The sequence below is a fragment of the Streptomyces sp. Tu 3180 genome (assembly GCF_009852415.1).
GTDB lineage: Bacteria > Actinomycetota > Actinomycetes > Streptomycetales > Streptomycetaceae > Streptomyces.
On record NZ_WOXS01000002.1, the window covers coordinates 5,630,660 to 5,645,542 of the forward strand.

Below are 14,883 nucleotides of genomic sequence, written 5' to 3' on the forward strand. Positions count from 1 at the left end.
GTGTGGGGCTGTGATGGCCAGCGAGACCTGTGGGGAAGCCCGTGCGTGAATACCTGCTGACGCTCTGCGTCACGGCCGCGGTGACGTACCTGCTGACCGGCCCGGTCCGCAAGTTCGCGATCGTGGCCGGGGCGATGCCGGAGATCCGGGCGCGTGACGTGCACCGGGAACCCACTCCGCGGCTCGGCGGTATCGCGATGTTCTTCGGCCTGTGCGCGGGCCTGCTGGTCGCCGACCACCTCACCAACCTCGGCCAGCTCTTCGAGAAGTCCAACGAGCCCCGGGCGCTGCTCTCCGGGGCGGCGCTGATCTGGCTGATCGGCGTCCTGGACGACAAGTTCGAGATCGACGCCCTGATCAAGCTGGGCGGCCAGATGATCGCCGCCGGCGTGATGGTCGTGCAGGGCCTGACGATCCTGTGGCTGCCCGTCCCGGGCGTCGGTTCGGTCGCGCTCACCCAGTGGCAGGGCACGCTGCTCACGGTCGCGCTGGTCGTCATCACCATCAACGCGGTCAACTTCGTCGACGGCCTGGACGGTCTCGCGGCCGGCATGGTGTGCATCGCGGCGGCGGCGTTCTTCCTGTACGCCTACCGCATCTGGTACTCGTACGGCATCGAGGCCGCCGCCCCGGCGACGCTCTTCTCGGCGATCCTGATGGGCATGTGCCTGGGCTTCCTGCCGCACAACATGCACCCGGCGCGGATCTTCATGGGCGACTCCGGCTCGATGCTCATCGGCCTGGTCCTGGCGGCCGGCGCGATCTCCGTCACCGGGCAGGTCGACCCGGACGCCCTGAACCTGTACGCGGGTTCGGAGAAGGAGGCCGTGCACCAGACGGTGCCGGTCTACATCCCGCTGATCCTGCCGCTCACCATCATCGCGGTGCCGGCCGCCGACCTGATCCTGGCGATCGTGCGGCGCACCTGGCGCGGTCAGTCGCCGTTCGCGGCGGACCGGGGCCATCTGCACCACCGGCTGCTGGAGATCGGCCACTCGCACAGCCGGGCGGTGCTGATCATGTACTTCTGGTCGGCGCTGATCGCCTTCGGCGCGCTGGCCTACTCCGTCAACTCGGCGTCGATGTGGATCGTCCTGAGCGTGGTCTTCCTCAGCGCGATCGGCCTGGTGCTGCTCCTGCTGCCGCGCTTCACCCCCCGCGCCCCGCGCTGGGCGGAGGCCTTCGTCCCGCCGCGCTACCGCCGCCGCCGCGCGTCGGCGACCGCCCCGGAGGCGTCGACGCCGGCGGGTCCCGGGTCCCCGCAGGGCCCCGGCTCCGCGGACGGGCACGGGGAGGACGCCGGTCACCGCACCCCCGTCGCCGCGGGGGTCTCCGGCGTCAACGGCGCGACCGCCGTCGGCTCCCGCGTACGCCCGGCGGGCCGGCGGAACGCCGACAGCGCGCGCTGACCGTTCCCGGCGGCCCGCCGGTCCGCCGGGGGCCGCTCACGGCGAAGGTAAGAATCTCACTAGAGCATTACCAAGTCGTGGGAGTGCGATGGGATGGTGTTGGGGGTACGAAGCGCCCCAATACCAGACATAGGGTCGCCCTAAGCGCTCAAGCGCGCAGGTTCACTCTCATGTGTGACGGCCAGCACACCTTTTGGGTAAAGACTGCATCAAATAGTTTGTGATACCGTTCACGAGAACCCCGGAGAGAGCTGAAGGACCGTAGTGCGACGGTCCATTCTCGTGAGGTCTTCACACTCGGCCCGGGGGTCTACGCTCGTCCATGACGACACCCCTGCCCCCTGTGAAAGCGGAGTTGCCGCCATGCCGTCCCATGACGCCCGGAACCTTCTGCAGTGCGCTGTGCCCACAGCCGCTGCCGGTGCGGTCGCCGTCGCCGTCAGCGGTGCGGTGGCCGGCGGCAAGGGTGCGCTCGGCGCGGCCGTCGGGGCCGTACTGGCCATCCTGTTCATGGGGGTCGGCCTGTACGTCCTGCAGTGGACGGCGAAATCACTCCCGCAGCTGTTCCAGGCCATGGGGCTGATGCTCTACGTCGCCCAGCTCCTGCTGCTCATGATCTTCGTCGCGCTCTTCAAGGACACGTCGCTCTTCAACCCGAAGACGTTCGCGATCTCGCTCGTCGTGGCGACGCTCGTGTGGATGGCCGCGCAGGCCCGTGCGCACATGAAGGCCAAGCTCTTCTACGTCGATCCGGACTCCGCGAAGAGTGACAAGTCCGAGAAGACGGGGCCGTCGTCGTGACGGGTAGGGGCGCGATAAAGACCGGTGAGAACTCCTGCTATCGTCCGGTGCCAACTGCGGCATCGCGGGCGCGGGCATCCGAGCTGACGCCTGAGCGATCGCGAGGCTCGATGCCCCCCAGCCGCCCCCACATCCGTAACACCTGTCCGGTGCCGACCCGCGGCCTCGCGCCGCGCCGACACAACGAGGTTGCCGTACCTATGCGTCACGCCGAAGGAGCCCGCGGTGAGTGCTGACCAGACCCAGCTCGCCTTTGACTGGAGCTGTCGGATCATGTCCGACAACGGGTGTGGTTTTCCGGCTCCGGGCCTGCACTCGTTCCTCTTCAAGCCGATCGCCACCGTCGGCGGGTTCGAGTTCAACAAGGTGATGCTGCTCTCGCTCATCACCACCGTCCTCGTCGTCGGCTTCTTCTGGGCGGCCTTCGGCAAGGCCAAGGTGGTGCCGGGCAAGCTGCAGATGGTCGGTGAGGCCGGCTACGACTTCGTCCGCCGCGGCATCGTCTACGAGACCCTCGGCAAGAAGGAGGGCGAGAAGTACGTCCCCCTGATGGTCTCGCTGTTCTTCTTCATCTGGATCATGAACGTCTGGTCCGTGATCCCGCTGGCCCAGTTCCCGGTGGCCTCGATCATCGCCTTCCCGGCGGTGCTCGCCGCGATCGTCTACGTGGTGTGGCTCGGACTCACGTTCAAGAAGCACGGCTTCGTGGGCGGGTTCAAGAACCTCACCGGTTACGACAAGTCGCTCGGCGCGGTGCTGCCGCTCGTCGTGGTCATCGAGTTCTTCTCGAACGTCCTCGTGAGGCCCTTCACGCACGCGGTCCGACTCTTCGCGAACATGTTCGCCGGCCACCTGCTGCTCGTGATGTTCACCGTCGCCAGCTGGTACCTGCTGAACAGCTGGATGATCCCGGCCGCGGGCGTCTCGTTCGCCATGACCGTCGTCATGATCCTCTTCGAGCTCTTCGTCCAGGCCGTCCAGGCGTACGTCTTCGTCCTGCTGGCCTGCTCCTACGTTCAGGGCGCTCTCGCCGAGCACCACTGAGCCCGCCCCACCACCCCGCACCTCCAATCGTCCGGTGGCCAACCCCCACCGGTCCATGTAAAGAGAAGGAAGATCCAGCATGGCTGCCACTGAGACCCTCGCCGCTGTCTCCGGCTCCCTCGGCTCCATCGGTTACGGCCTCGCCGCCATCGGCCCTGGCATCGGCATCGGCATCATCTTCGGCAACGGCACCCAGGCCCTCGCCCGTCAGCCCGAGGCGGCCGGTCTGATCCGCGCCAACCAGATCCTCGGCTTCGCCTTCTGTGAGGCGCTCGCCCTCATCGGCATCGTTATGCCGTTCGTGTTCGGTCAGTAATCACCACTGCTCACCGACACGTTTCGACGAAAGGCACTGATGTGATCGCCAACCTGGTACAGCTGGCGGCCGAGGAGGAGCAGAACCCGCTCCTGCCTCCGGGCCCCGAGCTGCTCGTCGGCACCATCGCCTTCGCCATCGTGTTCTTCTTCTTCTGGAAGAAGCTGCTTCCGAACATCAACAAGGTTCTGGAGGAGCGCCGCACGGCGATCGAAGGCGGTATCGAAGAGGCCGAGGCCATGAAGGTCGAGGCCCAGAGCGTCCTTGAGCAGTACAAGGCTCAGCTCGCCGAGGCCCGGCACGAGGCCGCGCGTCTGCGCCAGGAGGCGCAGGAGCAGGGTGCCGCGCTCATCGCCGAGATGCGGGCCGAGGGCCAGCGGCAGCGCGAGGAGATCGTCGCCGCGGGTCACGCCCAGATCGAGGCCGACCGCAAGGCCGCCGCGTCCTCGCTGCGTCAGGACGTCGGCAAGCTGGCCACCGACCTGGCCGGCAAGCTCGTCGGCGAGTCCCTCGAGGACCACGCCCGCCAGAGCCGCGTGATCGACCGCTTCCTGGACGAGCTCGACCAGAAGGCCGAGGCCGCGCGATGAACGGAGCGAGCCGCGAGGCCCTGGCAGCCGCACGTGAGCGTCTCGACGCGCTGACGGACTCCACGTCCGTGAACGCGGGCTCGCTCGCCGACGAGCTGGCCGCCGTCACCGCGCTGCTCGACCGCGAGGTGTCGCTGCGTCGGGTCCTCACCGACCCGGCGCAGGCCGGTGAGGCCAAGGCCCAGCTGGCCCAGCGCCTGCTCGGCTCGCAGGTCAGCGGCCCGGCCGCGGACCTGGTGTCCGGCATGGTGCGCTCCCGCTGGTCGCAGTCCCGCGACCTGGTGGACGCGCTGGAGGAGCTGGCCGACACCGCCGACCTCACCGCCGCCCAGCAGGCGGGCGCGCTCGACGACGTCGAGGACGAGCTGTTCCGGTTCGGCCGGATCGTCTCCTCGAACACCGAGCTGCGCGCCGCGCTGACCAACCGGAGCGCCACCGCCTCCGCCAAGGGCGAGCTGCTGCGCAGCCTGCTCGGCGGCAGGGCGAACGCGACCACCGGGCGTCTGGTGACGCGTCTCGTGACCGTTCCCCGGGGACGTAGCCTGGAGTCGGGACTGGAGTCCCTGTCCAAGCTCGCCGCCGAGCGCCGCGACCGCATGGTGGCCGTGGTCACCTCCGCGGTGCCGCTGAGCGACACGCAGAAGCAGCGCCTGGGCGCCGCCCTCGCGAAGCTCTACGGCCGCCAGATGCACCTCAACCTGGACGTGGACCCCGCGGTCCTCGGCGGAATCCGGGTGCAGGTCGGCGACGAGGTCATCAACGGCTCCCTCGCGGACCGGCTGGAGGACGCGAGCCGCCGGCTGGCGAGCTGAGCAGCAATTTCTGAATAAGCAGTACGTACTTACGGCCCTGGTTGGGCCGTGCAGAGGATTCACCTCATATTGGGGGGAGTCCCCATACCCCCCAAGTGAAACTTCGGGCCCAACAAGGAGAGCAGGGAACTCAGATGGCGGAGCTCACGATCCGGCCGGAGGAGATCCGGGACGCGCTGGAGAACTTCGTCCAGTCGTACAAGCCGGACGCGGCCTCGCGCGAGGAGGTCGGTACGGTCACCCTTGCCGGCGACGGCATCGCGAAGGTCGAGGGTCTCCCCTCGGCCATGGCCAACGAGCTGCTGAAGTTCGAGGACGGCACCCTCGGCCTCGCCCTCAACCTCGAGGAGCGCGAGATCGGTGCCATCGTCCTCGGTGAGTTCAGCGGCATCGAGGAAGGCCAGCCGGTCACCCGCACCGGCGAGGTCCTGTCCGTCGCCGTGGGCGAGGGCTACCTCGGCCGTGTGGTCGACCCGCTCGGCAACCCGATCGACGGCCTCGGCGAGATCGAGACCGAGGGCCGCCGTGCCCTCGAACTGCAGGCCCCCACGGTCATGCAGCGCAAGTCGGTGCACGAGCCGATGGAGACGGGCTACAAGGCCGTCGACGCCATGACCCCGATCGGCCGTGGTCAGCGTCAGCTGATCATCGGCGACCGCCAGACCGGCAAGACCGCCCTGGCCGTCGACACGATCATCAACCAGCGTGACAACTGGCGCACCGGCGACCCGAAGAAGCAGGTCCGCTGCATCTACGTCGCCATCGGCCAGAAGGGCTCCACCATCGCGTCGGTCCGCCGCGCGCTGGAGGAGAACGGCGCGCTGGAGTACACGACCATCGTCGCCGCCCCGGCGTCCGACCCGGCCGGCTTCAAGTACCTGGCGCCGTACACCGGTTCCGCCATCGGTCAGCAGTGGATGTACGAGGGCAAGCACGTCCTGATCATCTTCGACGACCTGTCGAAGCAGGCCGACGCCTACCGCGCCGTGTCCCTGCTGCTGCGCCGCCCGCCGGGCCGCGAGGCCTACCCGGGTGACGTCTTCTACCTGCACTCCCGTCTGCTGGAGCGCTGCGCCAAGCTCTCCGACGACATGGGTGCCGGCTCGATGACCGGTCTGCCGATCGTCGAGACCAAGGCCAACGACGTCTCGGCGTTCATCCCGACCAACGTCATCTCCATCACCGACGGCCAGTGCTTCCTGGAGTCCGACCTGTTCAACGCCGGTCAGCGCCCGGCCCTGAACGTCGGTATCTCGGTCTCCCGCGTCGGTGGCTCCGCCCAGCACAAGGCGATGAAGCAGGTCTCCGGCCGTCTGCGCGTGGACCTCGCCCAGTTCCGTGAGCTGGAGGCGTTCGCCGCCTTCGGTTCCGACCTGGACGCCGCGTCGAAGGCGCAGCTGGAGCGCGGTCAGCGCATGGTCGAGCTGCTGAAGCAGGACCAGTACCAGCCGATGTCCACCGAGGACCAGGTCGTCTCCGTCTGGGCCGGCACCACCGGCAAGATGGACGACGTCCCCGTCGCCGACATCCGCCGCTTCGAGAAGGAGCTGCTGGAGTACCTGCACCGCAAGGAGCAGGGCCTCATGACCTCCATCCGCGAGGGCGGCAAGATGTCCGACGACACCCTGCAGGCCGTGGCCGAGGCGATCGCGGACTTCAAGAAGCAGTTCGAGACGAGCGACGGCAAGCTGCTCGGCGAGGAAGCCTCGGCTGCCCCGAAGGCGACCAGCGCCTCCAAGTGACGTAAGGAAGGGACCTGACTCATGGGAGCCCAGCTCCGGGTCTACAAGCGTCGCATCCGATCCGTCACCGCGACCAAGAAGATCACGAAGGCGATGGAGATGATCGCCGCCTCGCGCGTCGTCAAGGCGCAGCGCAAGGTGGCGGCCTCCACGCCGTACGCGCGGGAACTGACCCGCGCGGTCACGGCGGTCGGCACCGGTTCGAACACCAAGCACCCGCTGACCACGGAGGCGGAGAACCCGACCCGTGCCGCGGTCCTGCTCCTCACGAGCGACCGCGGCCTGGCCGGCGCCTTCAACTCCAACGCCATCAAGGCGGCGGAACAGCTGACCGAGCGCCTGGAGCGCGAGGGCAAGCAGGTCGACACGTACATCGTCGGCCGGCGCGGCATCGCCCACTACAACTTCCGTGAGCGCAAGGTCGCGGAGTCGTTCACGGGCTTCACCGACGAGCCCTCGTACGCGGACGCCAAGAAGGTCGCGGCCCCGCTGATCGAGGCCATCGAGAAGGAGACGGCGGACGGCGGCGTGGACGAACTCCACATCGTCTACACCGAGTTCGTCTCGATGATGACGCAGACGGCGGTCGATTCCCGGCTGCTTCCGCTGCGCCTCGAAGAGGTCGCGCAGGAGACCGCCACCAAGGGCGAGATCCTGCCGCTGTACGACTTCGAGCCGTCGGCGGAGGACGTCCTCGACGCCCTGCTGCCGCGCTACGTGGAGAGCCGGATCTACAACGCGCTGCTCCAGTCGGCCGCTTCGAAGCACGCCGCCACGCGGCGCGCGATGAAGTCGGCCACCGACAACGCGGGCGAGCTGATCAACACGCTCTCCCGTCTTGCCAACGCGGCCCGCCAGGCCGAAATCACCCAGGAAATCAGCGAGATCGTCGGTGGCGCGAGCGCCCTGGCCGACGCGACCGCGGGGAGTGACAACTAATGACCACCACTGTTGAGACGGCCACGGCGACGGGCCGCGTCGCGCGGGTCATCGGCCCGGTCGTCGACGTGGAGTTCCCCGTCGACGCGATGCCGGACATCTACAACGCCCTGCACGTCGAGGTCTCCGACCCGGCGAACGAGGGCCAGAAGAAGACGCTGACCCTGGAGGTCGCCCAGCACCTGGGTGACGGCCTGGTCCGCACCATCTCCATGCAGCCCACCGACGGTCTGGTCCGCCAGGCCCCGGTGACCGACACGGGCGCCTCCATCTCGGTGCCGGTCGGCGACTTCACCAAGGGCAAGGTGTTCAACACCCTCGGTGAGGTGCTGAACGTCAACGAGTCCTACGACGGCGAGCGCTGGCCGATCCACCGCAAGGCGCCGAACTTCGACGAGCTCGAGTCGAAGACCGAGATGTTCGAGACCGGCGTCAAGGTCATCGACCTGCTGACCCCGTACGTCAAGGGCGGCAAGATCGGTCTGTTCGGCGGCGCCGGCGTCGGCAAGACGGTGCTCATCCAGGAGATGATCTACCGCGTCGCCAACAACCACGACGGTGTGTCGGTGTTCGCCGGTGTCGGTGAGCGCACCCGTGAGGGCAACGACCTCATCGACGAGATGAGCGAGTCCGGTGTCATCGACAAGACCGCGCTGGTCTTCGGTCAGATGGACGAGCCCCCGGGCACCCGTCTGCGCGTCGCGCTGGCCGGCCTCACCATGGCCGAGTACTTCCGTGACGTCCAGAAGCAGGACGTGCTGTTCTTCATCGACAACATCTTCCGCTTCACCCAGGCGGGCTCCGAGGTGTCGACCCTGCTCGGCCGCATGCCCTCCGCGGTGGGCTACCAGCCGAACCTGGCCGACGAGATGGGTCTCCTCCAGGAGCGCATCACCTCGACCCGTGGTCACTCGATCACCTCGATGCAGGCGATCTACGTCCCCGCGGACGACCTGACCGACCCGGCCCCGGCCACCACCTTCGCCCACCTCGACGCGACGACGGTTCTGTCCCGTCCGATCTCGGAGAAGGGCATCTACCCGGCCGTGGACCCGCTGGACTCGACGTCCCGGATCCTGGACCCGCGCTACATCGCGCAGGACCACTACAACGCGGCCATGCGCGTGAAGAACATCCTGCAGAAGTACAAGGACCTGCAGGACATTATCGCGATCCTCGGTATCGACGAGCTCGGCGAGGAGGACAAGCTCGTCGTCCACCGTGCCCGTCGCGTGGAGCGCTTCCTGTCCCAGAACACCCACGTCGCCAAGCAGTTCACCGGCGTGGACGGTTCGGACGTGCCGCTGGACGAGTCGATCGCCGCGTTCAACGCGATCTGCGACGGTGAGTACGACCACTTCCCGGAGCAGGCGTTCTTCATGTGCGGTGGCATCGAGGACCTGAAGAAGAACGCGAAGGAGCTGGGCGTCTCCTGAGCCCCGTGCTCGTCGTGGGCCTTCCGGCCCACTCCTGAGGGGGCGGGTGCGTCCCGCCCCCTCTCCCACGCCCACTAGACTTGTAACCAACACCCGGCAGACCCGCCGGGTGGTGACCCGAGGAGCCACCTTGGCTGCTGAGCTGCACGTCGCGCTGGTCGCGGCCGACCGAGAGGTCTGGTCCGGCGAGGCCACCCTGGTCGTCGCGCGCACCACGTCCGGCGACATCGGCGTCATGCCCGGTCACCAGCCGCTGCTCGGTGTGCTGGAGTCGGGCCCGGTGACCATCCGTACGAGTGAAGGTGCGACGGTCGTCGCCGCGGTGCACGGCGGTTTCATCTCGTTCGCGGACAACAAGCTGTCGCTGCTGGCCGAGATCGCCGAGCTGGCCGACGAGATCGACGTCCAGCGCGCGGAGCAGGAACTGGCCCGCGCGAAGGCGGAGGACGACACCGTGGCCGAGCGCCGCGCGGACGTCCGTCTGCGGGCGGCGACGGCGACGCGCTGACCCGTGGGGGCACCGCCCGGGCCGTCCAGGCACCGGGGGAGCGGTGCGATGACGTCACTCAGCCGCGGCCGGCACCGGAGCGATCCGGAGCCGGCCGCGGCTGAGGCAGATCTGGATGATTTTTCCGTTCCGTTACCTAGGAGACGAGGAGGTCGGTGTCGATGGTCCTCGCTCTGACTGTGTGCGGAATCGTCGTGGCGCTCGTGGTGGTGGGGCTCTTCGTCTTCGGGCTGCGCCGCCGCCTCATCCAGCGTTCCGGCGGAACCTTCGACTGCAGCCTGCGCTGGGACGTCCCCGAGGCGGGCGACTCCGGCGGCAAGGGCTGGGCCTACGGGGTGGCCCGCTACAACGGCGACCGGGTCGAGTGGTTCCGCGTCTTCTCCTACGCGCCCCGTCCGCGCCGCATCCTGGAGCGCTCCGCGATCGAGGTGACCGGCCGCCGCCTCCCGGAGGGCGAGGAGGAGCTGGCCCTGCTGTCCGACGCGGTGATCCTCGCCTGTCTGCACCGGGGCACGCGCGTCGAGCTCGCCATGAGCGAGGACGCGCTGACCGGTTTCCTCGCGTGGCTCGAGGCGGCCCCGCCCGGACAGCGGGTGAACGTCGCGTAGAGCGATGTCCGGGGTCCCTCCCCCGGCGGCGAAGCCGTTGGGGGAGGGTGAACACGGCGTAGCCCCGGCCCCCTCCCCCCGGGCTTCGTCCGGGGGGAGGGGGCCGGGGCCCGGTGCCCGACGGGCCTTACTTCAGGCCGCTGTCGATGGCGCTCACCAGCTCGCCGTTGCCGGTGTCGCCGCTGAACTCCCAGAAGAAGGCGCCGCCCAGGCCCTGGTTCTTGGCCCAGGCCATCTTGGTGTTGATGGTGGCCGGCGTGTCGTAGGACCACCAGTTGCTGCCGCAGTGGGCGTACGCCGTGCCCGCGACGGTGCCGGTGGCCGGACAGGAGTTCTTGAGGACCTTGTAGTCCTCGATGCCGGCCTCGTAGGTGCCGGTCGCCGGGCCGGTGGCGGTGCCGCCGGGGGCGGACTGGGTGACGCCGGTCCAGCCGCGGCCGTAGAAGCCGATGCCGAGCAGGAGCTTGCTCGCCGGGACGCCCTTCGCCTTGAGCTTGGCGATGGCGGCGGCCGAGTTGAAGCCCTCCTTCGGGATGCCGGAGTACGACGTGAGCGGCGAGTGCGGGGCGGTCGGGCCGGTCTTGTCCCAGGCGCCGAAGTAGTCGTACGTCATCACGTTGTACCAGTCGAGGTACTGCGCGGCGCCGCCGTAGTCGGCCGCGTCGATCTTGCCGCCCTCGGAGCCGTCCGCGGTGATCGCGGCGGTGACCAGGTAGTCCTTGCCGAACTCGGCGCGCAGCGCCTGGGAGAGGGTCTTGAAGGCGGCCGGGCCGCTGGTGTCACAGGTCAGGCCGCAGGCGTTCGGGTACTCCCAGTCGATGTCGATGCCGTCGAAGACGTCGGCCCACCGCGGGTCCTCCACGACCTGCTTGCACGACTTGGCGAACGCGGCGGCGTTGGCCGCGGCCTGGCCGAAGCCGCCCGAGTAGGTCCAGCCGCCGAAGGAGTACAGCACCTTGATGTGCGGGTACTTGGCCTTCAGCTGGCGCAGCTGGTTGAAGTTGCCGCGCAGCGGCTGGTCCCAGGTGTCGGCGGTGCCGCTGACGGACTGGTCGGCGGTGTAGGCCTTCTCGTACGCGGCGAAGGTGTCGTCGACGGTGCACTGGCCGTTCTTGACGTTGCCGAACGAGTAGTTGATGTGAGTGATCTTGGCGGCGGAGCCGGACGTCACGAGGTTCTTGACGTGGTAGTTGCGGCCGTAGACGCCCCACTCGGTGAAGTAGCCGAGCTTGACCTTGCCGCCGGTGGTGGGCGGCGGCTCCTCGGTGCCGCCGGTGGTGCGGACCTTCACCGAGCCGCTGACCGGGCCGGTCTGGTCGGCGGTGTCGCGGGCCTGCACGGAGTAGGAGTAGTCGGTGCCCTTGGCGAGCCCCGCGTCCGTGTAGGAGGTGCCGGTCACCGTGGCGACCCTGGCGCCGTCGCGCAGGACGTCGTAGTTCTTGACGCCCTTGTCGTCGGTGGCGGCCGACCAGGAGAGCTTCACCGAGGTGTCGGTGATGTTCGAGGCGGTGGGGGTGCCGGGCGCGGAGGGGGCCGCGTCGCCGGGGACGGAGGTGCCGTCGCAGCTGCCGCCGTTGAGCTTGCAGCCGGACGGGGAGCCGGAGCCGCTGCCGTTGAAGCCGAAGGAGACCGACGCCCCGGGGGCGAGGGTGCCGTTCCAGCCGAGGTTCTTGGCGGTCCAGTGGTCACCGGAGTTGGTGACCGTGGCGTCCCAGGCGGAGGTGACCTTGGTGCCGGAGGGGAAGTCCCACTCGACGGTCCAGGTGTTGATGGTCGTGGTGCCGGTGTTCTTCACCGTCCACTTGCCCTCGAAGCCGGAACCCCAGTCCTGGGTCTTGGTGTAGGTGGCGGTCGCGGAGGTGGCCGCCTGGGCGGGGCTCGCGAGGGCCACGAGGCCGGCCAGGGGGAGTGTCAGGGCCGCGATCCCGGCCGCGGCTCTGTGCCTGAAGCGCATGCTGCGCCTCCTTATGTGGGGATGTTGTTGAGGACATGACTGAGCCATCACGCCCGCAGTGCCGCGAGAATAGAAAGGTCTGGACCACGGGTCAATAGGTCTGGACCACCACGTCGTCTCCGGCTCAGATCCCCAACTCCTGCGCGAGCACCGCCGCTTGCACCCGGCTGCGCAGCTCCAGCTTGCCCAGCAGGCGGCTGACGTGCGTCTTCACCGTGGCCTCCGCCATGTCCAGGCGGTCCGCGATGGCGGCGTTGGACAACCCCTCGCCGAGGCAGGACAGCACCTCGCGCTCACGCCGGGTGAGGGACTCCAGCACCGCCGGATCGGCCGGCACCGCACGGGCGGGCTTCGCGGCGAACTCGGCGATCAGCCGCCGGGTGACGGCCGGGGCGACGATCCCCTCCCCGCGCGCCACCGTGCGCACGGCCTCGACGAGGTCCCGCGCCTCCGTGTGCTTCAGCAGGAACCCGGCGGCCCCGGCCCGCAGCGCCCCGAAGACGTACTCGTCCAGGTCGAAGGTGGTCAGCACCAGCACGTCGGCGAGTTGCTCCCCGACCACCCGCCGGGTCGCCGACACCCCGTCCAGGCGCGGCATCTGCACGTCCATCAGCACCAGGTCGGGACGCAGTTCGCGGGCGAGCGCCACCGCCTGCTCGCCGTCCGCCGCCTCGCCGACCACCTCGATGCCGGGCGCGCTGCGCAGGATGAGGACCAGTCCGGCGCGGACGGCGGACTGGTCCTCGGCGACCAGGACGCGGATCATCGGGTGCCTCCTCGGGCGGTGTCGGTGTCGGTGTCGGTGAGGGGGAGACGGGCGCGTACGACCCAGAGCTTGCCGTCCGCGGTGCCGTCCGGGCCGCTCTCCGGTCCGGCCTCGAAGGTGCCGTGCAGCAGCGCGGCACGCTCCCGCATGCCGACGAGTCCGGCCCCGGACCCCGGGGCACGCGGGGTGTCCCGGTCGCCGTACGGGCTGGTCACGCGGATGTCGAGGGCGTCGTCCCGCCGGCGCAGCCGCACGCTGACCTCCCCCCGCGCGGCATGCTTCAGCGCGTTCGTCAGCGACTCCTGCACGATCCTGTACGCGGCGAGCTCGACCGGCGCGGGGACGGAGTCGTACGCGGCGTCGAGGGTGACGTCCAGGCCGTTGGCGCGGGCGCCCTCCACCAGGGCGCCGAGGCCGTCGAGGGTCGGGGTCGCCGCCGGTTCCCGGTCGCCGGCGCCGTCCCGCAGGATGCCGATCAGGCGGCGCATCTCGGCCAGTCCCTGGACGCTGTTCTCCCGGATCACGGTGAGCGCCTCGCGGGAGGTGTTCCCGTCGTCCAGGGAGAGCGCGGCCGTGGAGTGGATGGCGATCGCGGAGAGGTGGTTGGCGACCATGTCGTGCAACTCCCGGGCCATCCGGGCGCGTTCGGCGGTCACCGCCTGGGTGCGGTCCATCTCGGCGAGCAGCGCGGTCTGCTCGGCGCGCAGCCGGGCGGCCTCGGCGGCGTCGCGGTGGTTGCGCACGATCAGCCCCGTGGAGGCGGGCGCGAAGGACAGGATGCCGACGGCCACCCCGATCAGCAGCGCCTCGGGCACCCGCCACACGGCGTACGGCACCAGCGACGCGGCGATGCTGAGCAGCCCGGTGATCCACGGGATGCGGCGGGCGGAGGCGGGCGGGCCGTACAGGACGGCGGCGTACATCAGGTCGGTGTACATCAGCAGGGTGACGATGCTGCCCCGGGTCAGGGTGTCCGCGGCCAGCGCGAGGGTGCCCAGGAGCAGCCCGGTGCGCGGGGCGGCGCGGCGCAGCAGCTCGCAGCCCGCCGTCACGGCGAGCGGCACCAGCAGCGGCCAGCGGCCGTCGAAGAGCACGATCGGCTCGTCGGCCGGCCGGGTGCCCAGCCCGATGCCCCACAGCAGCAGCCCGCCGAGCAGTCCGGCGAGCGCGGCCCACACGTCGAAGCGGTGGGGGCGGGGCAGTCGTAGGGCCATGACCCCATCCAACACGGCACCCGCCGCGCTCGCCTGATCCCCGGGAACGGTCCTGGACTGCATCCTTCGATGTACCGCGGATTCGTCGGCGGCGACGACGAAACGGGCCGGTCCGCACGGGAGCCTGAAAGGGTGACCGAGAGGAGCGAACCGTGATCGTCGCATTGATCGCCGCCTGCGAGATCGGCTTCTGGGTGCTGCTGGCCGCCGGACTGGCCTGCCGCTACCTGCTGAGGATGCCGCGCACCGGCCTGGCGCTGCTGCTGTGCGAACCGCTGCTGGAGGTCGTCCTGCTGGTCGCCACGGCGCTGGACCTGAAGAACGGCGCCGAGCCGAACTGGACGCACGGCCTGGCAGCGCTCTACATCGGCTACACCGTGGGCCACGGCCACCGCACGGTGAAGTGGCTCGACGGCCACGCGGCCCACCGGCTGGGCGGCGCCCCGAAGCCCGCGGGCCCGCCGCGCCACGGCCTGGCCCGCGCCCGGCACGAGACCAGGATCTGGCTGGGCACGCTGACGGGCGCCGCCGTGGCGACCGCGCTGCTCCAGATCGCCATCTGGTACGTCGACGACGCGAGCCGCACCACCTCCCTGGAGAGCTGGCGCTACACGGCCTGGCGGGCGGCCGGCATCCACGGACTGGTGACCCTGGCGTACTGGATCTGGCCGAAGAAGGCCCCGGCGGGGGAGCCGGAGACCGAGCCGAGCGCCGGGAAGGAGCGTGTCGGCCGGTGACGCGGGC

General features: G+C 69.6%; 15 protein-coding genes. 12 read left to right on the top strand and 3 right to left on the bottom strand.

What is annotated here, in order from left to right:
• Positions 1–41: 41 nt before the first annotated feature.
• The 11 genes from GL259_RS26430 (at position 42) to GL259_RS26480 (ending at position 10,205) form a co-directional block, all read left to right on the top strand.
• Positions 42–1,409 carry an MraY family glycosyltransferase gene (locus GL259_RS26430; protein WP_159535805.1) on the top strand — a complete coding sequence of 456 codons (1,368 nt, stop codon included), beginning with the start codon at positions 42–44 and terminating at the stop codon, positions 1,407–1,409.
• A gap of 363 nt (positions 1,410–1,772) precedes the next feature.
• Entirely contained in the window at positions 1,773–2,210 is a 438-nt protein-coding gene (locus tag GL259_RS26435; RefSeq protein WP_159535806.1) for a hypothetical protein, read from the top strand.
• A 273-nt stretch (positions 2,211–2,483) separates the two neighbouring features.
• The gene (gene atpB / locus GL259_RS26440; RefSeq protein ID WP_159538994.1) at positions 2,484–3,254 is read left to right on the top strand and encodes a F0F1 ATP synthase subunit A; all 771 of its coding nucleotides are present in this window, start codon (positions 2,484–2,486) and stop codon (positions 3,252–3,254) included.
• 79 nt (positions 3,255–3,333) lie between these two features.
• Positions 3,334–3,570 (top strand): ATP synthase F0 subunit C, encoded by a 237-nt coding sequence (atpE, locus tag GL259_RS26445; protein ID WP_159535807.1) that lies wholly within the window; start codon positions 3,334–3,336, stop codon positions 3,568–3,570.
• 41 nt (positions 3,571–3,611) lie between these two features.
• On the top strand, positions 3,612–4,160 hold the full coding sequence (locus GL259_RS26450; protein WP_159535808.1) for a F0F1 ATP synthase subunit B: 549 nt from the start codon (positions 3,612–3,614) through the stop codon (positions 4,158–4,160).
• Positions 4,157–4,972: a F0F1 ATP synthase subunit delta gene (locus tag GL259_RS26455; protein WP_159535809.1), complete on the top strand. Its 816-nt coding sequence runs from the start codon at positions 4,157–4,159 to the stop codon at positions 4,970–4,972. Before GL259_RS26450 ends, GL259_RS26455 begins: the two co-directional genes overlap by 4 nt.
• Before the next feature lie 134 nt (positions 4,973–5,106).
• Positions 5,107–6,714 carry a F0F1 ATP synthase subunit alpha gene (atpA, locus tag GL259_RS26460; protein ID WP_159535810.1) on the top strand — a complete coding sequence of 536 codons (1,608 nt, stop codon included), beginning with the start codon at positions 5,107–5,109 and terminating at the stop codon, positions 6,712–6,714.
• 21 nt (positions 6,715–6,735) lie between these two features.
• Positions 6,736–7,653, top strand: a complete 918-nt coding sequence (locus GL259_RS26465; protein WP_159535811.1) for a F0F1 ATP synthase subunit gamma — start codon at positions 6,736–6,738, stop codon at positions 7,651–7,653.
• Positions 7,653–9,089, top strand: a complete 1,437-nt coding sequence (atpD, locus tag GL259_RS26470) for a F0F1 ATP synthase subunit beta (RefSeq protein WP_159535812.1) — start codon at positions 7,653–7,655, stop codon at positions 9,087–9,089. Before GL259_RS26465 ends, atpD begins: the two co-directional genes overlap by 1 nt.
• 130 nt (positions 9,090–9,219) lie before the next feature.
• On the top strand, positions 9,220–9,597 hold the full coding sequence (locus GL259_RS26475) for a F0F1 ATP synthase subunit epsilon (protein ID WP_159535813.1): 378 nt from the start codon (positions 9,220–9,222) through the stop codon (positions 9,595–9,597).
• Between the two features lie 161 nt (positions 9,598–9,758).
• Positions 9,759–10,205, top strand: coding sequence for a DUF2550 domain-containing protein (locus GL259_RS26480; RefSeq protein ID WP_159535814.1), 447 nt, complete (start codon positions 9,759–9,761; stop codon positions 10,203–10,205).
• A gap of 127 nt (positions 10,206–10,332) precedes the next feature.
• Here the strand turns inward: GL259_RS26480 and GL259_RS26485 are convergent, their stop codons facing one another.
• The 3 genes from GL259_RS26485 to GL259_RS26495 form a co-directional block, all read right to left on the bottom strand.
• On the bottom strand, positions 10,333–12,159 hold the full coding sequence (locus tag GL259_RS26485) for a glycosyl hydrolase family 18 protein (protein WP_159535815.1): 1,827 nt from the start codon (positions 12,157–12,159) through the stop codon (positions 10,333–10,335).
• Positions 12,160–12,283: 124 nt separating this feature from the next.
• Positions 12,284–12,925, bottom strand: coding sequence for a response regulator transcription factor (locus GL259_RS26490; RefSeq protein WP_159535816.1), 642 nt, complete (start codon positions 12,923–12,925; stop codon positions 12,284–12,286).
• A complete protein-coding gene (locus GL259_RS26495) occupies positions 12,922–14,139 on the bottom strand; it encodes a histidine kinase (RefSeq protein ID WP_159535817.1) in 1,218 nt (405 codons plus the stop codon). The genes GL259_RS26490 and GL259_RS26495 overlap by 4 nt, the downstream gene beginning before the upstream one ends.
• Before the next feature lie 152 nt (positions 14,140–14,291).
• On the opposite strand from GL259_RS26495, the gene GL259_RS26500 reads away from it, so the two are divergent.
• Positions 14,292–14,876 carry a hypothetical protein gene (locus GL259_RS26500; protein ID WP_159535818.1) on the top strand — a complete coding sequence of 195 codons (585 nt, stop codon included), beginning with the start codon at positions 14,292–14,294 and terminating at the stop codon, positions 14,874–14,876.
• Positions 14,877–14,883: the final 7 nt, after the last annotated feature.